The sequence below is a fragment of the Bdellovibrio sp. 22V genome (assembly GCF_030169785.1).
GTDB lineage: Bacteria > Bdellovibrionota > Bdellovibrionia > Bdellovibrionales > Bdellovibrionaceae > Bdellovibrio.
The window spans coordinates 1,056,625-1,082,662 of record NZ_CP125854.1 but is presented as its reverse complement, the minus strand read 5'-3'; the positions used below and the strand labels follow the sequence as shown (position 1 = coordinate 1,082,662).

Genomic DNA, 26,038 nt, shown 5'->3' with positions numbered 1-26,038 from the left:
CGAAATAAAAAAAGGCTCTGTTTCCAGAGCCTTTTTCGAAAGTGCTATTTGATTTTTTCAAATTAAGCGCGAGCTGCTGCTCTTGCTTTCTTTTGAGTTTTCTTAACAGACTTTTTCTTAGCAGCAACAAGCTTAGTAGAAGCTTTTTTTGCTTTTGTAGCAGTTGCTTTAGCCGCTTTAGGTTCTGCTTTTGCTTTAGCTTCTTTTGCTTCAGCAGCTGCACCTTTAGCTTCGAAATCGTAGTCTACGAACTCAAGGAATGCCATCTCAGCAGTGTCACCAGGACGACGACCAATCTTGATGATACGAGTGTAACCACCAGGACGTGTCTTAAAGCGAGGAGCAAGGTCCTTCATGATAGTCGCAACAGCTTCTTTATTTGGGTAGCGAGACATCAACAAACGAGTTGTTGCCAAGTCACCTTTTTTACCAAGAGTGATTGCTTTTTCAATGTGACGACGTACTTCTTTAGCACGGTCAACAGTTGTAGTGATACGGCCATGCTCAACAAGAGAAGTTACAAGACCTCTCAACAAAGCTTTTCTTGGGCCAGATTTACGATCGAAATGTTTTACTCTTCTTCTGTGTGAACTCATTTTATTCTCCGTTAAAACGTACTGACCGTATTAGGCATCAGCACGAGAGGACCCGAGGGTCACTTTTAAGGGCTCCCTGCCCCGCAACCCCCGCAAGGGTCACTTGTCCAGAACACCATCATTGGTCATTCTTAAAAAAACGATGGGTGTCCTACCTAAGCAGAACACCCTTTAAAATCTTACTGTGGAGTCTCTCTCTTTTGAGGAGGTTGACTTGGATCCCAACCAGCTGGTGGCCAGCCTTCGATCTTCATACCAAGGCTAAGTCCCATTTCGCCCAAGATCTCTTTGATCTCGTTCAAAGACTTACGTCCGAAGTTTTTAGTTTTAAGCATTTCCGCTTCAGAACGAACAACCAACTCACCGATGTAGCGGATGTTAGCGTTCTTCAAGCAGTTCGCAGAACGAACAGAAAGCTCAAGATCATCAACAGAACGGAATAGGTTCTCATTCAATGAAGGAGATCCAATTTCGCGAGATTCTTCAGCAGGTTCCATGCTTTCATCGAAAGTAAGGAAGATTTGAAGTTGTTCTTTCATGATTTTAGATGAAAGCGCAACCGCTTCTTCCGGCTTCAATGAACCGTCAGTCCAAACTTCCAAAGTCAAAGCATCGTAGTCAGTTCTTTGACCAACGCGTGCATTTGAAACATTGTAGTTTACCTTTCTGATAGGGCTGTAAAGAGCGTCAACGCCGATAAAGCCAACAGGAAGATCAGTTTCTCTGTTTTCAACAGGAACGTATCCGCGACCGAACGTCACAAGGATTTCCGCATTGAAATTTGCATTCGCACCCAAAGTAGCAATATGGTGATCTGGGTTCAAAACCTCGATCTTATCTGTAGTTTGGATGTCTGCAGCTGTTACTTTACCTGGACCTTTTTTAGAGATCTTCAAAGTAACAGAGTCAGAAGTGTACTGTTTGAAACGAACTTCTTTGAGGTTCAAGATGATGTCAGTGACATCTTCAAGAACGTCAGGGATCGTAGTGAACTCGTGCAATACGCCTTCAAACTTAACAGCTGTAATTGCAGAACCCATCATTGAGCTAAGAAGAATTCTTCTTAGGGAGTTACCAAGAGTAACCCCAAAACCTCTTTCGAGGGGACGGATAATGAATTTAGCGTAGTCCTCACGGAGAGTATCACGATCAACCTCAAATCCCTTTGGTTTGATCATCTCTCTCCAGAATTTATAATAGTGCTCTTGCATGCTTCCCCCGAGAGGTAAAATTATCTTGAGTAGTATTCAACGATCATGTTCTCTTCAACTGCTACTGTTACGTCTTCACGATTTGGAAGATCTTTAACAGTTCCAGTGAATTTCGCATGATCAGCTTCAAGCCATGCTGGCACAGATCTGCGTGCTACTGATTGAATAGCAGCTTGGATCTTAGCAACTTCGCGGCTTGATTCCGCAACCGTAATAACGTCACCCTTATTTACGATGATGCTTGGAATGTTAGCTCTCTTACCATTCAACAAGAAATGGTTGTGTTTAACAAGCTGCCTTGCTTCACGACGAGAGTTAGCATACCCCAAAGAGTAGACAACGTTATCAAGTCTTGTCTCGAGGAACTTAAGAAGCGCAGTACCAGTCAATTCTTTTGAACGGTTGGCTTCAGTAACATACTTTACAAATTGTTTTTCAGAAACACCGTAGTATCTCTTAGTTTTTTGTTTTTCACGCAATTGAAGTGCAAATTCAGAGAACTTCAAACGAGATTGACCGTGTTGTCCTGGAGGATAAGGTCTTCTTTCGAAAGAACACTTATCAGTGTAACAACGATCACCCTTCAAGAAAAGTTTCACATTTTCGCGACGGCAAAGCTTACAAACGCTTTCGTTAATGCAGCTCACGATATACTCCTTAGATTCTTCTACGCTTAGGTGGACGGCAACCGTTATGAGGAACAGGTGTGATATCTTTCAAAGACAAGATTCTCATGCCTGTTGCAGCTAGTGCACGGATTGCAGGCTCACGTCCAGCGCCTGGTCCTTTAAGATAAACGTCCACAGATTTCATGCCTGCTTCCATAGCCTTCTTTGCAGCGTCTTCTGCCGCGACTTGAGCTGCAAATGGAGTACCTTTACGGCTTCCTTTGAAACCGAGGTGTCCAGCAGAGGACCAAGACACCGTAGCTCCGTTTGGATCTGTCATCGTAACGATCACATTTCCGAAACCAGCTTGGATATAGCAGTTCCCTTGAGGAACGTTTCTTTTAACTTTTTTCTTAGCAACTGTTTTTTTGTTATCAGTATTCATTTCTCAGCTACCTTTATACGGCTTTTTTCTTGTTAGCTACCGTCTTCTTAGGTCCTTTACGAGTGCGTGCATTAGAACGAGTGTTCTGACCACGAACTGGCAAGCCTTTACGATGACGAATGCCACGGAAGCAATTGAGGTCCATAAGACGCTTGATAGACAAACCGATTTCACGACGCAAATCACCTTCAACTTTGAAGTTTTGTTCGATGATTCCGCGGATTTTAGCGATGTGTTCATCAGTAAGCCCCTCAGTTCTCAATTCATGAGGAATTCCTACTTGTTTACAAATCATAGCCGCACGTGGACGGCCAATGCCGTAGATATAAGTCAAAGCGATTTCTACTCGCTTATTTCTAGGTAAGTCGACACCAAGAATACGTGCCATGATTAGCCCTGCCTTTGCTTATGTTTAGGGTTTTCACAGATAACGCGAATAACGCCTTTTCTTTTGATAACTTTACACTTATTACAGATTTTTTTAACTGATGGTCTTACTTTCATAATGTCTTCCCATACTTGCTATATTTTTCGCCCCCAAAATGAGGCGTAAATTCCAGCAAAAATACAAACGCGGTTCGGCACGCTAACACCGAGAACCATTAAAGTCTAGAGATAAAACAATACAGCAGCCTACTTTATTATTTTTTCGATCTCTTTATAGACTTCCTCGGTGCCTCTATTACCGTCCACTTCGATGTACTTCCCTGATTTTTTATAAAATTCTTTTAGTGGGCTTGTGAATTCTTGATAGGTTTTGAGGCGAGTTTCAATCACCTCGGCTTTGTCATCATTCCTTTGAATGACTTCGCCACCGCAATTATCACATACACCTTCTACTTTAGAAGGCTTACTGACGATATGGTAAACAGCCCCGCAATTTTTACAAACGCGTCTACCCGTCAAACGATCCATTAAAATCGCCATTGGAACTTCCAAAAAGATGGCTTTTCCAATGGAGAAGTTCATTTTATTCAATAATTCATCTAGAGCTTCTGCCTGCGCAGTCGTTCTAGGAAAGCCGTCCAAAATAAAGTTTTTTACACCTTTTTGGAGGACCTCTTCAACCATGCCGATAACGATGCTATCTGGCACAAGTTGGCCCTTATCCATATACTCTTGGGCTTTTTTCCCTAGGGCTGTTTGTCCTTTGATTGCTGCTCGGAACAAATCACCTGTGCTGATCTGTGTCATTCCCATGCGCGCAATCAAAAGTTCAGACTGAGTACCTTTACCGGCCCCTGGGGCACCAAAGAGGATCACGTTCATTAGAACTGAACCCTTCTGCTGCGGATCTTAGCTCCCTTAAGGAAGCCCTCATATTTTTGAGTGATCATGTGAGACTGGATTTGTTGAGCCGTATCCAAAGCGACACCCACCAAGATCAACAGGCTTGTTCCACCGAAGTAGAAAGGCACGTTGAATTGGCTTGCCATAATACCTGGCAAGATACAGATCGTGCTAAGGTAGATACAACCAAGAACGTTTACGCGCTCAAGAACTTTTTGGATATAGTCAGCTGTGCTCTTACCAGCGCGAACGCCAGGAACGAAACCGCCATATTTCTTGAGGTTGTCAGCTACGTCGTTTGGATTGAATACGATCTCTGTATAGAAGAAAGAGAAGAATACAATCAAAGCCACGAACATGATGTTGAAGATCGTGCCTGAAGGATTCAAAGAATCTTGCAAAGACTTCAACCATGGTGTGTTCACAAACTGAGCCATTGTTGCTGGGAACATCAACAAGGAGCTTGCGAAAATTGGCGGAATAACGCCAGAGAAATTGATTTTAATTGGCAAGTGGCTTGTTGGAGTTTGCATAGACTGCATTCCGCCGCCGCCTTGTCTTTGAGAGTATTGTACAGTGATGCGACGTTGAGCTACTTCCATGTAAATAACTGCTGCGATGATCGCAACCATGAAAGCCACCAACAAAAGAACCAAGGCAAAACGCATTTCACCAGTACGAACTAGTTCCCAAAGTTTTTGAGCTCCACCAGGGATAGCCGCAGCGATACCTGTGAAGATGATCAAAGATGAACCGTTACCGATTCCTCTTTCAGTGATTTGCTCACCCAACCACATGATGAAGCAAGTACCTGCTGTCAATGTGATGATAGTCATAAGTTGGAATGGCAAGAATGCCACAGTTGGAGCCACAACAAGAGGGTGTCCATCTGGGCTTGTAGAATTCATCAACCAGCTGCTGATACCGTAGCCCTGAACAACTGCCAAGGCTACTGTTGCATAGCGTGTATACTGATTGATCTTACGACGTCCCTGCTCCCCTTCTTTCTTCAACGCTTCCAAGTATGGAATCGCCGAAGTCAAAAGTTGGAAAATGATGGAAGCAGAGATGTACGGCATGATTCCCAATGCAAAAACGCTGAATTGGGAGAGAGCACCACCCGTGAAGGTATTAAACAATCCAAAGATCCCTTGGCTTTGTGCTTGGAAGAACTGAAGTACGGCGCCGCCATCAACTCCAGGAGTTGGGACGTGCACACCAATTCTGTAGATAGCTAACATAGCCAACGTGAACAAGATGCGTTTACGAAGATCCGAATTCTTTGCGATGCTCTCAATTGCAGACACTACTTAATTACCTCGACTTTGCCGCCAGCAGCTTCAATAGCTTTCTTAGCGCTTTCTGAAAATTTATGAGCTTTTACAGTCAAAGCTGCTTTTAGCTCACCATTTCCCAAAATCTTAACCGCGCCGCCATTGATAAGGCCAGCTTGGTGAAGAGTTTCAGGAGTTACCTCTCCAGAAAATTTAGCAAGTTGTGATAAATTAACAATCTCAAATTTGTTAGCAAACGCGACGTTGCTAAAACCAAATTTAGGTAGGCGACGGTGCAAAGGCGTTTGACCACCCTCGAAACCGCGGCGTACACGGCCACCAGTACGAGCCAATTGACCCTTGTGACCTTTTGTCGCAGTGCCACCCATACCAGAACCGATACCACGACCGATTCTTTTTGGGCTGTGCTTAGATCCCGCTTTGGGAGCAAGTGTTTTAAGCAAGCTCATGGATTACCCCTTAACTTCAACATCAACAAGATGCTGAACTTTCATAATGTTACCACGAGCAGCAGGAGAATCTTTCACTTCTACTGTGTGATGACGTCTCTTCAAACCAAGGACGCGAACTGCATCTTTTTGATCTTGAGTGCAGCCGATCGTTGATCTTTTCAATGTAACAACAAATGTTTTAGCCATATTTGCCACCGTTCCGATTAAAGCTGTTTCAACTGCTTTAAGCCGTCGATTGTTGCTCTTACCGCGTTGTGTGGGTTACGAGTACCAACACACTTAGTAAGAATGTCTTTTACGCCAACAGACTCAAGAACTGCACGCACCGCGCCACCAGCGATAACGCCAGTACCAGGAGCTGCAGGTTTCATGATGACTTTTGCTGCGCCGAATTTACCGATAACTTCGTGAGGGATTGTACGTCCTTCTTTCAAAGCTACAGACTTAGCAGACTTCTTTGCAGATCTGCTTGCCTTACCGATAGCCTCAGGAACTTCGCCTGCTTTACCAGAGCCGAAACCTACGTCTCCAGCTTTATTTCCAACAACTACGAGAGCTGCGAAAGAGAAGCGACGACCACCCTTAACAACTTTTGTTACGCGGTTGATCGCAACTACACGCTCTTCTAATTCAGCTGCTTGAGCTTGAACTTTCTCCACACATCACTCCTTAGAAATTAAGGCCGCCCTCACGAGCGCCTTCTGCTAGAGATTTAACACGGCCGTGGTAAAGGTATCCGTTACGATCGAAAACCACGTCTTTGATATTTTTAGAAACTGCTGCTTTAGCCGCTTCCATACCAACAAGCTTCGCCATCTCAACACCAGATTTGTCCTCTTTACCAAGAGAAGAAACAGCTACCAAAGTAGTGCCGTCTACGTCGTTGATGATCTGAGCGTACATGTGCTTGCCGCTACGGAATACGCAAAGACGAGGTCTGTCCGCAGTACCGTTTACAGTCTTGCGGATTCTGATTTTCTTTTTGAGGCGATTAACTTTTCTGTCGCTTGTATGCTTATTGAATTTTAATTTCATTTTCTACCTCAATTATTTACCAGCCGACTTACCAGCTTTACGTCTGATATGCTCACCAGCGTAACGAACACCTTTCGCAAGGTAAGGCTCTGGCGGACGGAATGAACGGATTTTAGCCGCTACTTGTCCAACCAACTCTTTACTTGGGCCAGTGATAGAGATGTTAGTTTGCTTATCAACTTTAATTTCGATTCCTTCAGGGATATCGAAGATCACAGGATGAGAGAAACCCAAAGAGAGTTCCAATTTTTTGCCGGCTACGTTTGCACGGTAACCAACCCCATGAAGTTCCAAACCTCTAGAGAAACCTTTAGTCACGCCAGTCACAGCGTTTTGAATAAGAGCTCTGTAAAGACCGTGCAATGCGCGGCTTTCTTTAGAGTCATCTTTGCGAGTCAAAACAACTTTGCTACCTTCTACTTTCGCAGAGATCGCTGGCTGCATGCCAATTTTCAAAGAGCTTTTTGCACCTTTAACGATGACTTCGTTAGCAGGTGAAACGCTTACTTGTACTGTGTTATCAAAAACAACGGGTGCTTTTCCAATACGAGACATAATTCACCTACCAAAGTGTGCAAAGCAATTCACCGCCGAGGTTTTGCTCAGCAGCTTGTTTTGCGCTCATGATTCCCTTGCTTGTGCTAAGGATGGACATACCCATACCAGAGCGAACAACAGGAACCTTGTCAGATTTAACATAAACTCTGCGGCCTGGTCTGCTCACGCGATCAATAGAATTGATAGCGTGGTTACCCGCCTCATCGTACTTCAAATAAACACGCATGATGCCTTGTTTGCTATCTTTCGCTACTTTGAAGCTTCTGATGAAGCCTTCGTTCGCTAGGATTTGAGCAATACCAGCTCTCACTTTAGAAGCAGGAAGATCCACTTTTTCGTGTTTCGCTGCTCCTGCGTTTCTGATCATTGTAAGAAATTGAGAAATTGTATCCATCTATAACCTCTTACCAGCTAGCTTTCGTTACGCCAGGCAATTTACCATCAAGAGCCAATTGTCTGAAGGCAATACGAGACAAACCAAACTTTCTGTAGTTACCACGAGGGCGACCAGAAATCTCACAACGTGTGATCACGCGGTTTGGATTTGTATTTTTAGGAAGAGATTGCAACTTCTTACGTGCAGTTGCTCTTTCTTCTTCAGAAAGCTTCATATCAACAGCTTTCTCTCTAAGCTCTTTTCTGTATTGAGCGTATCTCTTAGAGAGTTCTTTTCTTTTGTTATTTTTTTCAATACTTGCTTTACGAGCCACTTGACACCCTCTTACTTTCTGAAGGGCATGCCAAGTGCTTCAAGAAGCGCTCTGCCCTCTGCATCGTTTTTCGCAGTTGTACAGATAGTGATATTCATTCCGCGTACTTTATCTACTTTATCGTAGTTGATTTCCGGGAACACGATTTGCTCTTTCAAGCCCATGTTGTAATTACCACGGCCGTCGAAACCTTTATTTGGCAAACCGCGGAAGTCTCTTACGCGAGGAAGTGCCAAAGTGTTCAAACGATCCATGAAAGACCACATTCTCTCTCTTCTCAATGTCACACGAACACCCAATGGGATGCCAGCACGCAATTTGAAGTTAGAGATAGCTTTTTTAGCTTTAGTGATAACAGCTTTTTGACCAGTGATCGCAGTGATCTCGTCAACAACTGTGTTCAAAATTTTTGGATTTTGAACAGCTTCGCTCAAGCACACGCTAAGAGTAATTTTCTCCAAGCGAGGAACTTGCATCACGTTCTTAGCTCCCAATTGCTTCATAAGAGCGGGAGCGATCTCTTTTTGATATTTATTTTGTAAGCGATTCATCTCATCACCCCTTATAGAACTTCCGGAGCCAAAGATACGATCTTAACGAACGACTTTGCTCTCAATTCTCTGGCTACTGGGCCAAAGATACGTGTTCCAATTGGTTCTTTAGAAGCGTTGATAAGAACTGCAGAGTTGTCATCGAAACGGATGTAAGATCCGTCTGGACGACGAAGTTTTTGAACAGTTCTAACAACAACAGCTTTAGCTACGTCACCTTTTTTAACTTTAGCGTTTGGCAAAGCTTCTTTGATAGAAACAACGATAATGTCGCCGATAGAAGCAACACGACGTTTAGAACCACCAAGAACCTTTACGCACATAACTTCTTTAGCGCCAGAGTTGTCAGCTACATTGAGTCTAGTTTGCATTTGAATCATGTCAGCCTCCCCTTACGCCTTCGCCGTTTCAACGACTTCAGCCAAAGTCCAACGCTTAGTTTTGCTAAGAGGGCGTGTTTCACGGATCTTAACGATGTCACCAATTTTAGCTTGGTTCTTCTCGTCATGAGCCTTGAACACAGATGTCTTCTTAACGTACTTACCGTATTTTGGATGTTTCACCATGCGGTAGATGAGGACAGAGATAGTTTTATCCATCTTGTCACTGATAACTTCACCTACGACTTCAATTTTACGTCCTCTAGTATTAGTTTCAGTTGCCATTCTCTACCTCTATCTCGCCACTTTTTTAACGATCGCTGTGTTGATTTTAGCGATGTTGCGACGAAGATTACGAATCTCGATTGGATTAGAAAGTTGACCAATTGAGTTCTTAATACGTGCTTGGAACAACTCTTCAGAAAGAGCTGCTCTTTTCTTCTTCAATTCAGTTACAGAAAGATCTTTAATCTCTACGAACTTCATACAACTACTCCCTCACCAAGAAACGAGTTTTGAAAGGAAGTTTGTGAGCTGCGCGTTCGAAAGCTTCTTTAGCTTGCTCACGAGTCACACCGTTCATTTCGAAAAGAACTTTTCCAGGAAGAACGCGTGCTACCCACAACTCCGGATTACCTTTACCGCTACCCATACGAGTTTCAGCAGGTTTCTTAGTTACTGGGATGTTCGGGAACACACGGCACCAGATTTTACCACCACGTTTTACTGAACGTGAGATAGCAATACGACCAGCTTCCAACTGACGAGCAGTCAAGCGGCCTTCCTCGATAGCTTGAAGACCGTAGTCTCCGAAATCGAGGTTAGCACCTCTTACTGCAAAGCCAGTAGCGCGGCCTACAAATTGTTTACGCCATTTTACTCTTTTAGGACTTAACACGACCTGCCTCCTCAACTTCGCGAGCAGATAAGATATCGCCTTTATAGATCCATACTTTCAATCCGATGATTCCGTATGCAGTCAAAGCTTCAGCAGTACCGTAGTCGATATCTGCACGCAATGTATGAAGAGGAACGCTCTTCTCATTGTACCACTCTGAACGAGCAATCTCGGCTCCATCAAGACGTCCTGAAACACGGATCTTGATACCTCTCACGCCGCCTTTGATAGCAGCTGCAATAGCTTTTTTAAGTGCTCTTCTCCAAGAGATACGTTTCTCAAGTTGTTGAGCAATGCTCTCAGCAACGAGCTGAGCATCGAGGTCTGGCTTGCGCACTTCTTGGATGCTCAAGAAAACTTCGTTGGGTGTAAGTTTTTGAACTTCCGCTTTAAGAGCGTCAATACCAGTACCTTTTTTACCAATTACAACACCTGGGCGCGCAGTAGAGATGATGATTTTAATCTTCTTCGCTGCACGTTCCATTTCAATTTTCGCAACACCCGCGTGTTTGAGCTTAGTTTTCAAATACTTTCTCAAACGGATGTCTTCGTGGAGATTGTCAAAATATTGTTGACCCTTCGCATACCAGCGAGAATCCCAAGTTCTGATAACACCAACTCTTAGACCAATTGGATTAACCTTTTGTCCCACGACTATTTCTCCTCGAGTACTACGTTAATGTGGCTGGTCTTCTTACGAACGCCGAACGCGCGACCTTGTGCACGAGGACGGAATCTTTTAAGAACGGGACCTTGATCAACCCAGATAGCTTTAACGTAAAGGCTATCTACGTCCATAACCTTTTTGTATTCAGCGTTAGCTACCGCAGATTCGATCAATTTTTTGATCATTCCAGCAGTTTTTTTGTTCAAGAAAGTAAGAGTTTTAACTGCGTCGTTTACGTCTTTACCGCGAACGAGGTCAGCAACCAATCTTGCTTTTTGAGCACCTACTCTTGCATATTTCAAGCTTGCTTTAACTTCCATTATCAACCTCTATTACTTCTTCGCAGCAGCAGGAGCAGCAGCTTTCTTCTCGGCATGACCGTGGAAAGTTCTTGTTGGAGCAAACTCACCGAGTTTGTGACCAATCATGTTCTCAGTGATGTACACTGGAACGAACTTTCTTCCGTTATGAACTGCGAAAGTGAGTCCAATTGCCTCTGGAAGAATTGTTGAGCGGCGAGACCAAGTTTTAATAACTTTCTTATCATTTTTTTCGATCGCATGGTCGATTTTCTTTTGTAGAGAAATATCAACAAATGGACCTTTCTTAATTGAGCGTGCCACCTTTTACTCCTACTTACGTCTCTTGATGATTGAAGAGTTGGTTCTCTTATTGTTTCTAGTTTTGTAACCTTTACATGGTTGACCCCATGGAGTTACAGGATGATGACCTTTACCAACACCCTCACCACCACCGAGAGGATGGTCAACTGGGTTCATCGCCATACCGCGAACGCCAGGACGGATACCTCTCCAACGAGAGCGACCTGCTTTACCAAGAGAGATGTTCTCGTTATCAGTGTTACCAACTTGACCGATTGAAGCTTTACATACAGAGAGAACTTGCTTCAATTCACCAGAAGGCATACGGATTTGGCAGTATTGTTCACCTTTACCAGCCAATGTCGCGCTAGCACCAGCGCCTCTGCACACTTGACCACCTTTACCAGGACGCAATTCGATGTTGTGAATTACTGTACCTACAGGGATCGCAGAAAGAGGAAGCGAGTTACCAGGCTTAATATCTGCAGAAGCAGAAGCAACAACTGTATCACCTACATTCAAGCCCACTGGAGCAATGATGTAAGCTTTTTCACCGTCTGCATAGCTAAGCAAAGCAATACGGCAAGTTCTGTTTGGATCGTACTCGATCGCAGCAACTTTAGCTGGAACTTCTAGCTTGTTACGTTTGAAATCAACCAAACGATATCTTCTCTTATGACCACCACCTTGGTGACGGATCGTGATTTGACCATGGTTGTTTCTCGCCGCTTTTTTCTTAAGCGGAGCCAACAAAGACTTCTCTGGAGTTGTCTTTGTGATTTCAGAGAAATCAAAACCAGTCATTCCTCTGCGACCATGAGAGCGTGGGGCGAATGTTCTGATACCCATCTTTATACTCCCTCAAAAAGAGCGATCTTCTCACCTTCAACAAGCTTAACGTAAGCTTTTTTCCAGTAAGGGACCTTAGTTAATCCAAATTTAGTGTACTTCGCATGACCGCGGCAGATGCTTGTTCTAACGCTGTCAACTTTCACTTTGAAGTTCTTTTCAACAGCAGCTTTGATGTCTGTTTTAGTAGACTTCAAATCTACTTCGAACACGTACACGCCAGCAGCGTTGTGATAAGTATTTTTCTCAGTAATGAGAGGCGCTTTAATTACTTGTTTCATTACGCTTTCTCCAATGAGCAACGATCTACGATTTTTGCTACTGAATCTTTAGTGATTACTGCAGCGTCGTATTTCAATAGATCGAATACGTTCAAACCTTCTACTGGGAAGTATTTGAAAGATTGCAAGTTTTTAGATGCACGGTTGAACTTTTCGTTCACAGTCGCATCAACCAATACAGCTTTTGTAAGACCGAATGCTTTCAAACGCTTGTTAAGCTCAGCTGTTTTTCCTTCAGATTGCATGCTGTCTACGATGAACAACTTGCCTTCTTTTTGAAGGTGAGAAAGAGCCATGCTCAAACCCAAACGACGAACTTTTTTAGGCAATACGAAAGCGTAGCTGCGAGGTTGTGGACCGAACATAGTACCACCACCAGGCATCAAAGGAGAACGGCTAGAACCTTGACGAGCTCCACCAGTACCTTTTTGTTTGAAAGGCTTCTTACCACCACCAGACACAAGACCTTTAGTCTTTGTCATGTGTGTACCTTGACGACGAGCCGCCAATTGCCATTGAACTACAGTGTGAAGAACTTCCTTTTTAACAGGAGCTTCGAACACGTCAGCAGCCAATTCAACTGATCCAACTTTTTCTTTTTTCCAGTTTAATACGTTTACTGTTGCCATACTATTCTCTCACCAACTTAACCAAAGTGTTTCTAGCACCAGGAACTGGTCCCTTAACCATAAGAACGTTCTCGTCAGCAAGAACTTGAACGATCTCTACGTTGCGAACAGTAACTGTCTCAGCACCCAAGTGACCTGGGAATTTCTTACCCGGCATTACACGACCTGGCCAAGTTCTGTTACCAGAAGAACCAGGACGACGGTGGAACTTAGAACCGTGGGCAGCAGGACCACCCGCGAAGTTCCAACGCTTCATTGAACCCGCAAAACCTTTACCTTTAGATTTAGAAGTGATTTTTACGAAATCACCTTTAACCAAAGAGTCGATAGAGATTTGCGCGCCAACAGAAGCACCTTCAGGAAGAGCTTGACGAAGTTCTTTTACGAACTGAGCGCCATTCTCGAAGCCAGCTTTATTAAGGTGACCTTTTTCTGCTTTGTTAGAGTTTTTTGCTTTTTTTGGTTTGCAAGCCAATTGAAGAGCTTCATAACCATCAACTTCGTTTGTTTTGATTTGTGCAACAAACCAAGGCTCATAACGAAGTACTGTTACAGGAACGGCCTCACCTTGCTCATTATAGATGGTAGCCATGCCTTCTTTGAATGCGAACAGGCCATTCAGCTTAAGGCCTTGCTCATTTGTATTTGTAGTTTGTGTAGTTTCGCTCACTTGTTACTCCTAGATCGCTGAAAGTTTAATTTCAACATCAACACCAGCAGAGAGGTCGAGTTTCATGAGCTGATCGACAGTCTGTTGTGTGGGTTCTAAAATATCGAGCATACGCTTGTGAGTTCTTACCTCAAACTGCTCACGAGATTTTTTATCAACGTGAGGAGAGCGCAATACAGTGTAACGATTGATGCGAGTTGGCAAGGGGATAGGACCCGCAACCTTTGCGCCTGTACGACGAGCAGTCTCAACGATTTCTTTCGTCGACTGATCAAGCAATTTATGATCGAATGCCTTCAATCTGATTCTAATCTTCTGACTTTGCATAATGGACACTTCTCTTCTTTTTATAAAGTAGCGTAATTACTAGCAAATTTGTTAAAAAATAACGTCAATATCCCATCGAAAACTTGCCCCGAATTAGCCCTTGCGGCCGTGAAATCACCCAATGCGGGGGGTTTTTTGTAGATTTAGACGTCACGAGTGCGCGATTATGCGCAACAAAAAAAACATTGTCAAAGGGAAATATTATTTTTTTGAGGGATGTTTAGAAAGTCCGATTTCGAGGCGCAACCCCAGTAAAAAGGATATGGCGCCCGTTCAAAAAGCCTCTAGTAGCGGCCCATCTTATGAAGGATTTCCGCGCGTGCTTTCGCAGGAACCGGAGCGTACTCCAAGAACTCCATACTAAAGCTTGCACGCCCCTGACTGATACTGCGCACGTTCGTCGCATAACCAAACAGGTTCGCCAACGGAGCTTCCGCAGAAATAACCTGCCCGCCGCCCACTTTTGCATTCATTGTGAGGATTTTTCCACGACGTGAATTAAGATCCCCAACCACGTTACCTACGAATTCATCAGGGCAAGTCACTTCAAGCTTAAAGATAGGCTCTAGAAGCTCTACAGTGGCTTTCTTAACAGCATCCCGGAACGCCAAAGACGCTGCCGCCTTAAAGGCCATTTCCGTAGAAGCCTCAGGACGCACTTCCACAGAGTTCAAAGTCCCGCGAATACCCAGCATTGAATAGCTCGCCAGAGGTCCAACCTCAGCGGCCTCTTTAAAGCCGCTCTCAACTGCCTTTAAGAAAGGAGCTGTAAATTCCTTGGACACGGAAACTTTTGATTGGAACTGAATGCCGTCATGCTGATTGATCGGATCGATCGTCAAAGAAACTTTTGCATAGTTCGCTTCGCCGGCGATCTCACGTTCATACACGTGCTCAGCCGTCGCAGAACCAGAAATAGTCTCGCGATAAGAAACCTGCGGATTCCCCACGTTTGCTTGAACTTTATGTTCACGCAAAAGACGATCCACGAGGATTTCCAAGTGCAACTCACCCATTCCCGAAAGAAGAATTTGTCCTGTCTCAGGATCTGTTTTCACGCGACAAGAAGGATCTTCCTTGCCGAGCTTTTCCAAACCTTGAAGCATTTTTTCCTGGTCTGCCGAAGACTTTGCTTCGATCGCCACAGAAATAACAGGCTCAGGGAATGTGATGGATTCAAGAACAACAGCGTGCGATGTCTCGCAAAGAGTATCGCCCGTAGCAGTGAACTTCAGGCCGACAACAGCACCGATATCACCCGCTTTTAATCCCGTGATTTCTTCACGAGAGTTTGCGTGCATTTTCACAAGCTTTTGGATGCGCTCTTTTTTCTCTGTACGAGGATTCAAAAGCTGGTCGCCCACTTTCACTTCGCCAGAGTACACACGGATATAAGTCAAAGTTCCCGCAAACGGATCATTGGCAATTTTGAACGCCAACGCTGCGGTATGCGCATCGAAATCAGTCTTACACACGATTTCTTTTTCAGGCTTTTGTGGATCATGACCAATGATATCTGGAACTTCAATTGGAGACGGAAGATAGTCGATCACACCGTCAAGCAGAGGCTGAACGCCTTTGTTTTTGAAGGCAGCTCCGCAGAATACGGGGAACGCCTTCAACTCTAGAGTTCCCTTACGAAGAGCCCGTTTCAATTCTGCGACTGAAACCTCTTCTCCGTTAAGATACTTCTCAAGAAGAGCATCTTCAAACTCAACGATCTTCTCAATGACTTCAGTGCGGAAGCGCGCGACTTCTTCTTTCATGTCATTGGGAACATCGGTAACTTCGAAATGGTCACCCATTCCGGATTGATCCCACATGTACGCTCTGTTCTCGAGCAAATCGACAACGCCGCGGAATGTGTCTTCAACTCCGATAGGAACTTGAACAGGGATTGGATTCGCATTGAGTTTGTCTTTGATTGTCCCATAAGACATCACAAAGTCAGCACCCACACGGTCCATTTTATTGACGAAACAAATTCTTGGAACTTTGTATTTGTCAGCTTGTTTCCAAACAGTTTCGGACTGAGGCTCGACACCGTTTACACCGTCGAAAACAGCAATAGCACCATCGAGAACGCGCAAAGAACGCTCAACTTCAATCGTGAAGTCAACGTGCCCCGGAGTATCGATGATGTTGATTCTGTGATCTTTCCAGAACGCCATGGTCGCAGCAGATGTGATAGTGATACCACGCTCTTGCTCTTGAACCATCCAGTCCATGGTAGCATCGCCATCATGGACTTCGCCGATTTTATGACTTTTACCTGTATAGTAAAGAATACGTTCGGTGGTGGTCGTCTTACCGGCATCGATGTGAGCCATGATGCCGATATTACGAGTGTACTTGAGATCAGCTACAACTTTAGGATCTTTAGCTGACATGAATACAGATTACCAATTGTAGTGAGAGAAAGCCTTGTTCGCTTCAGCCATTCTGTGAACATCGTCTTTCTTCTTAATAGAGTTACCTCTATTGTTGTAAGCGTCGATGAATTCACCAGCCAAGCGTTTAGCCATATCTTTTTCGCCACGCTCGCGTGAGTACTCAACTAACCATCTCATAGCAAGTGCCAAGCGACGAGAAGGACGTACATCCACAGGAACTTGGTAAGTAGCTCCACCTACACGGCGAGAGCGAACTTCGATAGAAGGCTTAACGTTCTCAAGAGCTTTTTTGAAGATAGACATTGGTTCTTCACCTTGGATCTTACCTTCAAGCTCTTTCAATGCTCCGTAGAAAAGCTTCTGTGCAGTCGCTTTTTTACCTTGGATCATCATTTTGTTTACGAATTTAGCAATTACTAGATCCTTAAAAACGGGATCTGGAATAATTTCTCTTTTAAAGGTCTTTTTACGACGAGACATTTGTCACTACCCCTTATTTCTTAGGTCTCTTAGTACCGTACTTAGAACGACCGCGAAGACGACCGTTTACACCTTGAAGGTCCAATACCCCACGCACGATGTGGTAACGAACACCCGGCAAGTCCTTCACACGACCACCGCGAATCAAAACAACGCTGTGCTCTTGAAGGTTATGGCCGATACCAGGGATGTAAGAGATAACTTCGAAGCCATTTGAAAGACGAACTTTCGCTACTTTACGAAGAGCAGAGTTCGGCTTCTTTGGAGTCGTCGTATAAACACGAGTACAAACACCACGACGCTGAGGGCAAGATGCCAAAGCAGGTGATTTTGTTTGGTTCTTTTGAACAGTACGCTCACTTTTGATGAGCTGGTTAATTGTTGGCACTTTAATACCCCTTATAACAATTATTCGAATCCTGGACGCTGGAACTTACATTTGCCTAGCACCCAGGTCAAGACTTTGTTGTTAAATTTATATTTCTCTACAAAAAGGGGCGTGAGTTCCCCTTTTTGTTATTTTTTCACTCTTTCGACTAACCTTGGTGAGGTTGAGTTGAAGTCGCCATACCCGGCAATGCTACGAAAGCCGTATCGTCGTCTTCAGCTACAGACACTTTCCAACGTTTGTACGAAGTCAAACCAGTTCCCGCAGGGATCAAGCGACCCATAATGATGTTCTCTTTCAGGCCACGCAAATGGTCTGTACGAGAATTGATCGCCGCCTCTGTGAGGACTTTCGTCGTTTCTTGGAATGATGCTGCAGAAATCCAGCTGTCAGTGCTCAAAGAAACTTTCGTAATACCTAGAAGAAGCGGGCTGCATGTAGCAGGTTGTCCGCCTTCACGGTTGATACGATCATTTTCTTCGTCGAAAGCATATCTCTCAACTTGTTCACCCGCCAAGAAACGGCTGTCACCAGCGTCTCTGATTTCTACTTTACGTAGCATTTGGCGAACGATCACTTCGATGTGCTTATCGTTGATACCAACCCCTTGAAGTCTGTAAACTTCTTGGATTTCATTCACAAGGTATGCAGACAAGGCCTTCGCACCCAGAACCGCCAGAATGTCATGAGGATTTGTTGGACCATCCATCAAAGCCTCACCGGCTCTTACGTACTCACCTTCTCTTACAGCAACGTGCTTACCTTTAGGGATGAGGTATTCTTTTTGCTCACCCACTTCAGGAGTAACGATCACACGTTGTTTACCTTTCACGTCTTTACCGAATGTCACGTAACCATCGATCTCAGAGATGATAGCTGCTTCTTTCGGTTTACGAGCTTCAAACAATTCAGCAACGCGCGGTAGACCCCCCGTGATATCCTTCGTTTTCGAAGCTTCACGGTGCATCTTCGCGATAACGTCACCGGCATGAACTTCCTGTTGGTCAGAAACCAGAAGCTGTGCACCCACTGGGATTAAGTATCTCGCAGGGATATCACGGCCAGGAAGATTCAATGTCTTACCAGCGCCATCGACAAGGAATACTGTCGGCTTAATGTCAGAAGACTTAGACTCCATGATAACTTTGGTCGCGAAACCAGTTACCGCGTCGACTTGCTCCTGCATTGTAGAACCTTCTTCGATATCAGAGTATTGGATCTTCGCAGATACTTCCGCGATGATTGGATTCGAATAAGGATCCCACTCAGCAACAGTTTGACCTTTCGTGACTTTTTCACCCTCTTTAAAGTTCAAAACAGCACCGTATACGAGCTTGAAGTTTTCGCGCTCACGACCTGTTTCGTCGATAACAAGGGCAGAACCGTTACGATTCATCACAGTCAACTTACCGTTACGGTTTGTCACTGCATGAACGTTTACAAGTTTAATTGTACCATCGTGACGAGTCGTATGAACTGATTGCTCAACCGCACGAGAAGCCGCACCACCCAAGTGGAACGTTCTCATTGTCAACTGAGTACCAGGCTCACCGATAGATTGTGCAGCAATGATACCTACTGTTTCACCAAGGTTCACAGTGTTACCGCGAGACAAGTCACGGCCGTAACATTTCACGCACACGCCACGTTTAGATTTACATGTTAAAGCAGAACGGATTTCAACTTTGTCGATTCCGAGCTCTTCAATTCTCTTAACATCAGACTCTGTCATCTCTTGGCCGGCTCTCACCACCATAGAGTTGTTCATTGGTTCAACAACGTCTTTAAGAGCTGTTCTACCAAGGATACGGTCACCGATGTTTTGGATGATCTCACCAGCTTCATAAACTGGAGTTACTTCCAAACCGTCTTCAGTACCGCAATCGATTTCTGAAACAACAACGTCTTGAGCAACGTCAACCAAACGACGAGTCAAGTAACCAGAGTTCGCTGTTTTCAATGCGGTATCGGCCAAACCTTTACGCGCACCGTGTGTAGAGATGAAGTACTGGATAACTGTCAAACCTTCACGGAAGTTCGCAGTGATCGGAGTTTCGATGATCTCACCAGAAGGTTTCGCCATCAAACCACGCATACCACCGAGCTGACGGATCTGAGCAGCGGAACCACGGGCTCCGGAGTCAGCCATGATGTAGATAGGATTGAATGAAGGTCCTACTACTTCTTTGCCATCAACTACGAAAGTTTGTTTTTCGATCGCGTTCATACCTTCTTTTGCGATCTTGTCACCCGTTTGCGCCCAGATATCCACCACTTTATTGTAGCGCTCACCATCTGTGATCAAACCTTCATCGTACTGCTGTTGGATCTCTGTCACTTGTTTCTCTGCATCAGCGATCATAGTCGCTTTTGCTGCAGGGATCACCATGTCGTCGATACCGATCGACATACCCGCTGCTGTAGAATATTTGAAACCAAGTTCCATGATTTTATCAGCCAAGATACAAGTCGCTTTTGCACCGGCAAGACGGAACGTCTTATCGATCAAAGCTGCGATTTGCTTCTTATTCATTGTTACGTTCACTTCGTTGAACGGAACTTCTTTAGGAACGATGTCAGACAAGATCGAGCGACCTACGGAAGTCTCTTGAACTTTTCCGTTGATACGAACTTTACAAGCCGCTTGCAAGTCAACAAGACCTGTCTCGTAAGCGTACTGCGCTTCTTGAACGCTCGAGAACGCTTTACCAGTTCCTTTTGCGCCAGGACGGATACGAGTCAACCAGTACAAGCCCAACACGATATCTTGTGAAGGGTTGATGATTGGCTTACCGTTCGCCGGAGAAAGGATGTTGTTTGTAGACATCATCAATACGCGAGCTTCAACTTGAGATTCCACAGAAAGTGGAACGTGAACCGCCATTTGGTCACCGTCGAAGTCGGCATTGAACGCCGTACACACTAGAGGGTGCAATTGGATTGCTTTACCTTCGTGAAGTACCGGCTCGAAAGCTTGGATACCAAGTCTGTGAAGAGTTGGCGCACGGTTTAGAAGAACTGGATGTTCTTTAACCACGTCAGCCAAGATATCCCAAACTTCTACTGTCTCTTGATCAACAAGGCGTTTTGCTTGCTTGATTGTCGCAGCCAAACCTTTTTCTTCAAGTTTGTTGTAAACGAATGGCTTGAAAAGCTCCAAAGCCATCTTCTTAGGAAGACCGCATTGGTGAAGTTTCAAAGTTGGACCAACTACGATAACCGAACGGCCAGAGTAGTCGACACGTTTACCCAAAAGGTTTTGACGGAAACGACCTTGCTTACCTTTCAACATATCAGAAAGAGAGCGAAGAGGACGTTTGTTAGGACCAGTGAAAGTCTTACCGCGACGGCCGTTGTCCAACAATGCATCAACCGCTTCTTGCAACATACGTTTTTCGTTGCGGATGATGATGTCCGGAGCGTTCAACTCCTGAAGACGTTTCAAACGGTTGTTACGGTTGATAACACGACGGTAAAGATCGTTTAGATCTGAAGTCGCGAAACGACCACCATCAAGTGGTACCAACGGACGAAGATCCGGAGGAAGAACAGGAAGTGCTTCCAACATCATCCATTCTGGTTTGTTGATAGAGCCTTTGAAAGCCTCAACAACGCGAAGACGCTTCGTCAATTTCTTGATTTGCGCTTCAGATTTCGTGTCTTTCACTTCCATGCGAAGTTTACGAGACAAATATTCAGGATCGATTTTGCGAAGAAGATCACGAACTGCTTCACCGCCCATGCCCGCTTTAAAGCTTGGGCCGAACTCGTTCAAAGCAGCTTGATAAGCTTCTTCAGTCAAAATTTGACCTTCTTCCAATGTTGTATCCATTGGATCGATAACAACGTGCGCTTCACAGTAAAGAACTTTTTCAACGTCTTTCAAAGAAAGGTTGAGCAAGTTACCGATACGAGAAGGCAAAGAGCGCAAGAACCAAATGTGCGCTACAGGAGTTGCCAATTCGATGTGACCAAGGCGCTCACGGCGAACCTTAGTTTGTGTTACTTCAACGCCGCACTTTTCACAGACGACGCCACGGTACTTCATACGTTTATACTTACCGCACAAGCACTCGTAATCCTTGATAGGACCGAAGATTTTCGCACAGAACAAGCCATCACGTTCAGGCTTGAATGTACGATAGTTGATAGTTTCAGGCTTCTTAACTTCACCAAATGACCATTCACGAATCATTTCCGGCGATGCGAGCGAAACGCGAACCGCATCAAACGAAAGTGGATCTTTTGGTTTATCGAAAAAATTCAACAAGTCTCTCAAAGAACACCCCTGTTGTTAAAAATTAAAAATCAATCCTAGTGCTGACCTGGTTCATCGTTTGGAACCACGTCAACTGCTGGCACTTCTTCACCCATACCGTCGTCGCCAAGATCTTCATCTTGATCACGAAGGATGTCGGACTCCATCAACTCCACGTTCAATGCAAGAGACTGAAGCTCTTTCACCAATACGTTGAAGGACTCTGGAAGGCCCGGCTCTAGGATGTTTTCACCTTTCACGATGCTTTCATACATACGCGTTCTTCCTGCCACGTCATCTGACTTAACAGTGAGGAACTCTTGCAATGAATAAGCGGCACCGTAAGCTTCGATCGCCCAAACCTCCATCTCTCCGAGACGCTGACCCCCGAATTGCGCTTTACCGCCAAGAGGTTGTTGCGAAACAAGAGAGTAAGGCCCGATAGAACGAGCGTGGATCTTCTCTTCCACAAGATGGTGAAGTTTCAACATGTACATGATACCCACAGTAACTGGGTTCGTGAACGGCTCACCTGTACGACCGTCAAAGAGGATCGATTTACCAGATGTCGGAACTTGCGCTTTCGTCAACAAGCCCTTCACGTCTGTTTCACGAGCACCGTCGAAGACCGGCGTTCCAACGTGGATACCGTGCTTCATACGAGTTACCATTTGTTTCAATGAAGCATCGTCTGCGCCATCAAGTTTCGCGGAGATTTCTGAATCACTGAAGATATCTTTCATTTCAGTACGAGCATTTTCCGCATTCCATTTTTCAAGGTGTGCAGAAAGCTGTTTACCCAAGTTATGAGCAGCCCAACCCAAGTGAACCTCAAGGATCTGACCGATGTTCATACGAGAAGGAACGCCCAGTGGGTTTAGAACCATGTCAACTGGAGAGCCGTCTGCAAGGTATGGCATGTCTTCAACAGGCAATACTTTAGAAACGACACCCTTATTTCCGTGGCGGCCGGCGAACTTGTCACCGACTTGCATTTTACGTTTAATTGCAACGTAAACTTTGACCATTTTGATCACGCCAGGAGGCAACTCGTCACCTTTGCGGAGACGGTCGATCTTTTCGTTGAACACAAGTTTAACAGCATCAAGTTGGTTGCGAGCATTGTCGATGATCTTGTTCACTTGGAACTCTAGATCTTGCTCAAGAGGGATATAGTTCAACAATTCGAACGGAATTGTTTCGATATCCGCAACTGTGATGGATTGGCCTTTATTAAGAAGCTTTTGGCTTCCGTCTTCGTTCAATAGAACGCCCGTAGTGACTTTACCTACGAGGATATCACGAAGCTTCGAGATCGCGTTATTTTTGATAACGTTTTGCTCAACAGCCAAGTCTTTCTCAAGTTTGCGTTTCTTTTCCTCGATGATAGACGCGAGACGTTCGTCACGATCCGCACCTTCACGAGAGTAAACCTGAGCATCGATCACAGTACCGTAAACGCCTGATGGAGCACGAAGTGATGTATCACGAACGTCGCCTGCTTTTTCACCGAAGATCGCTCTCAAGAGTTTTTCTTCAGGAGAAAGCTGAGTTTCACCTTTAGGAGTTACTTTACCAACAAGGATGAAGCCTGGACGAACTTCCGCACCGATGCGGATGATACCAGAGCTGTCGAGGTCTTTAAGAGCCTCTTCACCGACGTTAGCGATATCGCGAGTGATCTCTTCCTTACCAAGCTTTGTATCACGAGCCACACACTCGAATTCTTCGATGTGGATGGAAGTGTAAACGTCGTCTTTCAACAAACGTTCAGAAATAAGGATGGAGTCCTCGAAGTTGTAACCTTGCCAAGGAGTGAACGCCACTAGGATGTTTTGACCTAGAGCCAACTCACCAAGCTCTGTAGAAGGACCGTCAGCGATGATGTCGCCTTTAGAAACCTTGTCACCTACAGTTACGATTGGTTTTTGGTTAAAGCATGTATTTTGATTTGTACGTTGGTACTTCGTGAGGTTGTAGATGTCTACGTTCGCACCAAGCTCCCCGCCTTTTGCAAAACGGCGAACAACGATACGAGATGCATCGACTTCTTCAACGATACCGTCGTTTTGCGCAACAACGGATGTACCAGAATCACGAGCTACCAAACGCTCTACGCCTGTACCAACAAGTGGTGCGCGAGAACGCAACAATGGAACCGCTTGACGTTGCATGTTCGATCCCATCAACGCACGGTTGGCGTCGTCATGCTCAAGGAATGGGATCAAAGAAGCCGCGATAGAAACGAGTTGCGATGGAGAAACGTCCATCAAAGCAACTTTGTCTTTATCAACGATTTCGTACTCACCGTCACGACGAGTGATCGTCGTTGCAGTTTGGATAGCTTTGTTACCAGCTTCATCACGAGCCGCAGGAGCAATGTAGTGACCTGCTTCTTCCAAAGCTGACAAGTAGTTGATGTCTTTAGAAACAGCACCTTGATCAACTTTACGATACGGAGTCTCAATGAAACCGTAGTTGTTGATACGAGCGTAAGTCGCCAAAGATGCGATCAAACCGATGTTTGGACCCTCTGGAGTTTCGATCGGGCAGATACGACCGTAGTGCGTAGGATGTACGTCACGTACTTCGAAACCGGCACGGTCACGAGTCAAACCACCAGGGCCGAGAGCTGACAAACGACGTTTGTGAGTGATCTCTGACAATGGGTTTGTTTGGTCCATGAACTGAGACAATTGAGAAGAGCCGAAGAATTCTTTAACAACCGCGTTCACTGGTTTCGCGTTGACTAGATCGTGAGGCATCATCGTCTCAACATCTTGAAGAGACATACGTTCACGGATCGCGCGCTCCATACGAACTAGACCGATACGGTATTGGTTCTCAAGCAACTCACCTACAGAACGAACACGACGGTTACCCAAGTGATCGATATCATCGATAACGCCGCGACCGTTTTTAAGGTCGATCAAAGTTTTAATAGTGCTCAAGATATCTTTGTGAGTGAGTGTTCTGTGTGAAGGAGGGCACTCATCCATAGAAATACCGAATCTGTGGTTGATCTTAATACGACCTACCTCAGACAAATCGTAAGTTTCTGGATCGAAGAACAAACGACCGAAGAACGTCGTAGCCGCTTCCAAAGTTGGAGGCTCACCAGGACGAAGGCGTTTGTAGATCTCAACAAGAGATTCTTCTTTGTTAGTCACTTTATCTACTAACAATGTGTTGCGAAGGTAAGGACCTACTGTCAAACCGTCGAAGAAGATCATGAAGAAACGGTCAATGCCCGCCTCGATGGATCTCTTGATGATTGCAGAGTTCAACTCGGCATTGGCGTCAGCGATGATCTCACCCGTAGATTCATCGATAAGAGGTTTCGCCAAAACTTTTCCATCAAGATCGTCTGGCTGAACTTCAAGCTCAGTGATGTTGAGGTCTTTGATTTTCTTAACGATCGCACGAGTGATACGACGACCTGCTTTAACAAGCGCCTCACCTGATTTTGGATCGATGATGTCAGTCAATGCTCTTTGACCCGACATACGCTCGATATCAAGTTTACGATAAAGCTTTCCAGATTTTACGTAAACTTCGTCGAGGTCGTAGAAGTACTCAAGAAGTTGCTCAGTGTTGTAACCAAGAGCTTTCAAGAGGATTGTCACAGGGAATTTACGACGACGGTCGATACGTACGTGGATAAGATCTTTTTGATCGAATTCAGCATCCAACCAAGAACCACGGTACGGAATCACACGTGCAGAGTAAATCAATTTACCAGAAGCATTGTTCTTACCACCATCGTGGTCGAAGAACACACCTGGAGAACGGTGCAACTGAGAAACAACAACGCGCTCAGTACCGTTGATGATGAAAGAACCGTTCGCAGTCATAAGAGGAATTTCACCGAGGTAAACTTCTTGCTCTTTTACGTCACGGATGCTGCGTGCTTCAGTTTCTTCATCAACATCGAATACGATCAAACGAAGAGTCACCTTGATTGGAGCAGCGAAAGTCATACCACGCTGACGGCACTCGTCCACATCGTACTTAGCTGGCTCTAGAGTGTAAGAGACAAACTCAAGGCTTGCTGTGTTGTTGAAATCTGTAATTGGGAATACAGATTTGAAAACGCCATTGAGACCCGCATCGCCACGGCGATCTGGATCCATATCTTTTTGAATGAAAGCTTCGTAAGAAGATTTCTGCAATTCAATCAGATTTGGGATATCAATGACCTGCTTGTTTTTTGCAAAAGACTTTCTAACTCGGATGTTAGAAGCTGTAACTGGAGTTCTTTCCAATTTACTCTCCTGTAAAGAAAATCGGACATTCGCTTCGGGGGGAAAATCCAAGGCCCACATTAAATAAAAAAAAGATAAGCACTTTAAACTACCGGAAGTTTTAAAGAAATCAAGTGATTATAAGGGTTTTTGGCGTTCTTTCTTAGAGGAGCGATCGAGTCATTTTTCTACTTCAAAACCGCCGCGAAAACCAAATATGC

At 44.8% G+C, this 26,038-nt stretch carries 33 protein-coding genes; all 33 read right to left on the bottom strand.

The genetic code is table 11. The annotated features are described in order from the left end of the window. Positions 1-62 precede the first annotated feature (62 nt). Positions 63-596, bottom strand: a complete 534-nt coding sequence (rplQ, locus tag QJS83_RS05270) for a 50S ribosomal protein L17 (protein WP_284608081.1) — start codon at positions 594-596, stop codon at positions 63-65. 179 nt (positions 597-775) lie between these two features. Continuing rightward, a complete protein-coding gene (locus QJS83_RS05265) occupies positions 776-1,807 on the bottom strand; it encodes a DNA-directed RNA polymerase subunit alpha (RefSeq protein ID WP_284608080.1) in 1,032 nt (343 codons plus the stop codon). 20 nt (positions 1,808-1,827) lie between these two features. Then, positions 1,828-2,454 (bottom strand): 30S ribosomal protein S4, encoded by a 627-nt coding sequence (gene rpsD / locus QJS83_RS05260; protein ID WP_284608079.1) that lies wholly within the window; start codon positions 2,452-2,454, stop codon positions 1,828-1,830. Between the two features lie 10 nt (positions 2,455-2,464). After that, positions 2,465-2,860 (bottom strand): 30S ribosomal protein S11, encoded by a 396-nt coding sequence (gene rpsK, locus QJS83_RS05255; RefSeq protein ID WP_284608078.1) that lies wholly within the window; start codon positions 2,858-2,860, stop codon positions 2,465-2,467. A 13-nt stretch (positions 2,861-2,873) separates the two neighbouring features. Next, complete coding sequence (gene rpsM / locus QJS83_RS05250; protein ID WP_284608077.1) at positions 2,874-3,248, bottom strand: 30S ribosomal protein S13; 375 nt, start codon at positions 3,246-3,248, stop codon at positions 2,874-2,876. 2 nt (positions 3,249-3,250) lie between these two features. Beyond that, positions 3,251-3,364, bottom strand: a complete 114-nt coding sequence (rpmJ, locus tag QJS83_RS05245; RefSeq protein ID WP_080683743.1) for a 50S ribosomal protein L36 — start codon at positions 3,362-3,364, stop codon at positions 3,251-3,253. Between the two features lie 129 nt (positions 3,365-3,493). Then, positions 3,494-4,129, bottom strand: a complete 636-nt coding sequence (locus QJS83_RS05240; RefSeq protein ID WP_284608076.1) for an adenylate kinase — start codon at positions 4,127-4,129, stop codon at positions 3,494-3,496. Continuing rightward, on the bottom strand, positions 4,129-5,457 hold the full coding sequence (gene secY, locus QJS83_RS05235) for a preprotein translocase subunit SecY (RefSeq protein WP_284608074.1): 1,329 nt from the start codon (positions 5,455-5,457) through the stop codon (positions 4,129-4,131). The genes QJS83_RS05240 and secY overlap by 1 nt, the downstream gene beginning before the upstream one ends. Beyond that, positions 5,457-5,894 (bottom strand): 50S ribosomal protein L15, encoded by a 438-nt coding sequence (gene rplO / locus QJS83_RS05230; RefSeq protein ID WP_063204844.1) that lies wholly within the window; start codon positions 5,892-5,894, stop codon positions 5,457-5,459. The genes secY and rplO overlap by 1 nt, the downstream gene beginning before the upstream one ends. Positions 5,895-5,897: 3 nt before the next feature. Then, entirely contained in the window at positions 5,898-6,083 is a 186-nt protein-coding gene (gene rpmD / locus QJS83_RS05225) for a 50S ribosomal protein L30 (protein ID WP_284608073.1), read from the bottom strand. Between the two features lie 17 nt (positions 6,084-6,100). Next, the gene (gene rpsE, locus QJS83_RS05220) at positions 6,101-6,556 is read right to left on the bottom strand and encodes a 30S ribosomal protein S5 (RefSeq protein ID WP_063204846.1); all 456 of its coding nucleotides are present in this window, start codon (positions 6,554-6,556) and stop codon (positions 6,101-6,103) included. 10 nt (positions 6,557-6,566) lie between these two features. Next, positions 6,567-6,932: a 50S ribosomal protein L18 gene (rplR, locus tag QJS83_RS05215; RefSeq protein ID WP_284608072.1), complete on the bottom strand. Its 366-nt coding sequence runs from the start codon at positions 6,930-6,932 to the stop codon at positions 6,567-6,569. A gap of 12 nt (positions 6,933-6,944) precedes the next feature. Next, positions 6,945-7,487 (bottom strand): 50S ribosomal protein L6, encoded by a 543-nt coding sequence (gene rplF / locus QJS83_RS05210; protein WP_284608071.1) that lies wholly within the window; start codon positions 7,485-7,487, stop codon positions 6,945-6,947. A gap of 7 nt (positions 7,488-7,494) precedes the next feature. Continuing rightward, positions 7,495-7,884, bottom strand: a complete 390-nt coding sequence (gene rpsH / locus QJS83_RS05205; protein WP_284608070.1) for a 30S ribosomal protein S8 — start codon at positions 7,882-7,884, stop codon at positions 7,495-7,497. Positions 7,885-7,894: 10 nt separating this feature from the next. Then, positions 7,895-8,200 carry a 30S ribosomal protein S14 gene (gene rpsN / locus QJS83_RS05200; protein WP_284608069.1) on the bottom strand — a complete coding sequence of 102 codons (306 nt, stop codon included), beginning with the start codon at positions 8,198-8,200 and terminating at the stop codon, positions 7,895-7,897. A gap of 11 nt (positions 8,201-8,211) precedes the next feature. Then, positions 8,212-8,751 (bottom strand): 50S ribosomal protein L5, encoded by a 540-nt coding sequence (gene rplE, locus QJS83_RS05195; RefSeq protein ID WP_284608068.1) that lies wholly within the window; start codon positions 8,749-8,751, stop codon positions 8,212-8,214. Positions 8,752-8,762: 11 nt separating this feature from the next. Then, positions 8,763-9,131, bottom strand: coding sequence for a 50S ribosomal protein L14 (rplN, locus tag QJS83_RS05190; protein ID WP_284608067.1), 369 nt, complete (start codon positions 9,129-9,131; stop codon positions 8,763-8,765). Positions 9,132-9,143: 12 nt separating this feature from the next. After that, a complete protein-coding gene (gene rpsQ / locus QJS83_RS05185; RefSeq protein ID WP_284608066.1) occupies positions 9,144-9,416 on the bottom strand; it encodes a 30S ribosomal protein S17 in 273 nt (90 codons plus the stop codon). Between the two features lie 9 nt (positions 9,417-9,425). After that, entirely contained in the window at positions 9,426-9,617 is a 192-nt protein-coding gene (rpmC, locus tag QJS83_RS05180) for a 50S ribosomal protein L29 (protein WP_284608065.1), read from the bottom strand. 4 nt (positions 9,618-9,621) lie between these two features. Then, positions 9,622-10,029, bottom strand: a complete 408-nt coding sequence (gene rplP / locus QJS83_RS05175) for a 50S ribosomal protein L16 (protein WP_041577922.1) — start codon at positions 10,027-10,029, stop codon at positions 9,622-9,624. Next, positions 10,016-10,681 carry a 30S ribosomal protein S3 gene (gene rpsC / locus QJS83_RS05170; protein ID WP_284608064.1) on the bottom strand — a complete coding sequence of 222 codons (666 nt, stop codon included), beginning with the start codon at positions 10,679-10,681 and terminating at the stop codon, positions 10,016-10,018. The genes rplP and rpsC overlap by 14 nt, the downstream gene beginning before the upstream one ends. A 2-nt stretch (positions 10,682-10,683) precedes the next feature. Then, positions 10,684-11,016 carry a 50S ribosomal protein L22 gene (gene rplV / locus QJS83_RS05165; RefSeq protein WP_284608063.1) on the bottom strand — a complete coding sequence of 111 codons (333 nt, stop codon included), beginning with the start codon at positions 11,014-11,016 and terminating at the stop codon, positions 10,684-10,686. 12 nt (positions 11,017-11,028) lie between these two features. After that, a complete protein-coding gene (rpsS, locus tag QJS83_RS05160; protein ID WP_284608062.1) occupies positions 11,029-11,319 on the bottom strand; it encodes a 30S ribosomal protein S19 in 291 nt (96 codons plus the stop codon). Between the two features lie 9 nt (positions 11,320-11,328). After that, positions 11,329-12,147 carry a 50S ribosomal protein L2 gene (rplB, locus tag QJS83_RS05155; protein ID WP_284608061.1) on the bottom strand — a complete coding sequence of 273 codons (819 nt, stop codon included), beginning with the start codon at positions 12,145-12,147 and terminating at the stop codon, positions 11,329-11,331. Positions 12,148-12,149: 2 nt separating this feature from the next. Next, entirely contained in the window at positions 12,150-12,428 is a 279-nt protein-coding gene (gene rplW, locus QJS83_RS05150) for a 50S ribosomal protein L23 (RefSeq protein ID WP_284608060.1), read from the bottom strand. Then, complete coding sequence (gene rplD / locus QJS83_RS05145) at positions 12,428-13,057, bottom strand: 50S ribosomal protein L4 (protein ID WP_284608059.1); 630 nt, start codon at positions 13,055-13,057, stop codon at positions 12,428-12,430. The genes rplW and rplD overlap by 1 nt, the downstream gene beginning before the upstream one ends. A 1-nt stretch (position 13,058) precedes the next feature. After that, entirely contained in the window at positions 13,059-13,727 is a 669-nt protein-coding gene (gene rplC / locus QJS83_RS05140) for a 50S ribosomal protein L3 (protein ID WP_284608058.1), read from the bottom strand. 9 nt (positions 13,728-13,736) lie between these two features. After that, the gene (gene rpsJ, locus QJS83_RS05135) at positions 13,737-14,054 is read right to left on the bottom strand and encodes a 30S ribosomal protein S10 (RefSeq protein ID WP_025308875.1); all 318 of its coding nucleotides are present in this window, start codon (positions 14,052-14,054) and stop codon (positions 13,737-13,739) included. 284 nt (positions 14,055-14,338) lie between these two features. Then, entirely contained in the window at positions 14,339-16,444 is a 2,106-nt protein-coding gene (gene fusA / locus QJS83_RS05130) for an elongation factor G (protein ID WP_284608057.1), read from the bottom strand. Between the two features lie 9 nt (positions 16,445-16,453). Next, positions 16,454-16,927, bottom strand: a complete 474-nt coding sequence (gene rpsG / locus QJS83_RS05125) for a 30S ribosomal protein S7 (RefSeq protein WP_284608056.1) — start codon at positions 16,925-16,927, stop codon at positions 16,454-16,456. Between the two features lie 13 nt (positions 16,928-16,940). Further along, a complete protein-coding gene (gene rpsL / locus QJS83_RS05120) occupies positions 16,941-17,315 on the bottom strand; it encodes a 30S ribosomal protein S12 (protein WP_284608055.1) in 375 nt (124 codons plus the stop codon). A 148-nt stretch (positions 17,316-17,463) separates the two neighbouring features. Next, positions 17,464-21,594: a DNA-directed RNA polymerase subunit beta' gene (gene rpoC / locus QJS83_RS05115; protein ID WP_284608053.1), complete on the bottom strand. Its 4,131-nt coding sequence runs from the start codon at positions 21,592-21,594 to the stop codon at positions 17,464-17,466. A 35-nt stretch (positions 21,595-21,629) separates the two neighbouring features. Further along, positions 21,630-25,838, bottom strand: a complete 4,209-nt coding sequence (rpoB, locus tag QJS83_RS05110) for a DNA-directed RNA polymerase subunit beta (RefSeq protein ID WP_284608052.1) — start codon at positions 25,836-25,838, stop codon at positions 21,630-21,632. Positions 25,839-26,038: the final 200 nt, after the last annotated feature.

What these genes read in the sequence shown, in the direction of transcription:
- rplF (WP_284608071.1), bottom strand. Translation starts at nt 7,487, where the DNA reads ATGTCTCGTATTGGAAAAGCACCCGTTGTTTTTGATAACACAGTACAA.
- fusA (WP_284608057.1), bottom strand. Translation starts at nt 16,444, where the DNA reads ATGTCAGCTAAAGATCCTAAAGTTGTAGCTGATCTCAAGTACACTCGT.
- QJS83_RS05265 (WP_284608080.1), bottom strand. Translation starts at nt 1,807, where the DNA reads ATGCAAGAGCACTATTATAAATTCTGGAGAGAGATGATCAAACCAAAG.
- rplB (WP_284608061.1), bottom strand. Translation starts at nt 12,147, where the DNA reads ATGGGTATCAGAACATTCGCCCCACGCTCTCATGGTCGCAGAGGAATG.
- rpsM (WP_284608077.1), bottom strand. Translation starts at nt 3,248, where the DNA reads ATGGCACGTATTCTTGGTGTCGACTTACCTAGAAATAAGCGAGTAGAA.
- QJS83_RS05240 (WP_284608076.1), bottom strand. Translation starts at nt 4,129, where the DNA reads ATGAACGTGATCCTCTTTGGTGCCCCAGGGGCCGGTAAAGGTACTCAG.
- rplN (WP_284608067.1), bottom strand. Translation starts at nt 9,131, where the DNA reads ATGATTCAAATGCAAACTAGACTCAATGTAGCTGACAACTCTGGCGCT.
- rpmD (WP_284608073.1), bottom strand. Translation starts at nt 6,083, where the DNA reads ATGGCTAAAACATTTGTTGTTACATTGAAAAGATCAACGATCGGCTGC.
- rplW (WP_284608060.1), bottom strand. Translation starts at nt 12,428, where the DNA reads ATGAAACAAGTAATTAAAGCGCCTCTCATTACTGAGAAAAATACTTAT.
- rplE (WP_284608068.1), bottom strand. Translation starts at nt 8,751, where the DNA reads ATGAATCGCTTACAAAATAAATATCAAAAAGAGATCGCTCCCGCTCTT.
- rplV (WP_284608063.1), bottom strand. Translation starts at nt 11,016, where the DNA reads ATGGAAGTTAAAGCAAGCTTGAAATATGCAAGAGTAGGTGCTCAAAAA.
- rpsH (WP_284608070.1), bottom strand. Translation starts at nt 7,884, where the DNA reads ATGGATACAATTTCTCAATTTCTTACAATGATCAGAAACGCAGGAGCA.
- rpmJ (WP_080683743.1), bottom strand. Translation starts at nt 3,364, where the DNA reads ATGAAAGTAAGACCATCAGTTAAAAAAATCTGTAATAAGTGTAAAGTT.
- rplQ (WP_284608081.1), bottom strand. Translation starts at nt 596, where the DNA reads ATGAGTTCACACAGAAGAAGAGTAAAACATTTCGATCGTAAATCTGGC.
- rplO (WP_063204844.1), bottom strand. Translation starts at nt 5,894, where the DNA reads ATGAGCTTGCTTAAAACACTTGCTCCCAAAGCGGGATCTAAGCACAGC.
- rplD (WP_284608059.1), bottom strand. Translation starts at nt 13,057, where the DNA reads ATGGCAACAGTAAACGTATTAAACTGGAAAAAAGAAAAAGTTGGATCA.
- rpmC (WP_284608065.1), bottom strand. Translation starts at nt 9,617, where the DNA reads ATGAAGTTCGTAGAGATTAAAGATCTTTCTGTAACTGAATTGAAGAAG.
- rpsQ (WP_284608066.1), bottom strand. Translation starts at nt 9,416, where the DNA reads ATGGCAACTGAAACTAATACTAGAGGACGTAAAATTGAAGTCGTAGGT.
- rpsJ (WP_025308875.1), bottom strand. Translation starts at nt 14,054, where the DNA reads ATGCAAAGTCAGAAGATTAGAATCAGATTGAAGGCATTCGATCATAAA.
- rplR (WP_284608072.1), bottom strand. Translation starts at nt 6,932, where the DNA reads ATGAAATTAAAATTCAATAAGCATACAAGCGACAGAAAAGTTAATCGC.
- rpsG (WP_284608056.1), bottom strand. Translation starts at nt 16,927, where the DNA reads ATGTCTCGTCGTAAAAAGACCTTTAAAAGAGAAATTATTCCAGATCCC.
- rpsK (WP_284608078.1), bottom strand. Translation starts at nt 2,860, where the DNA reads ATGAATACTGATAACAAAAAAACAGTTGCTAAGAAAAAAGTTAAAAGA.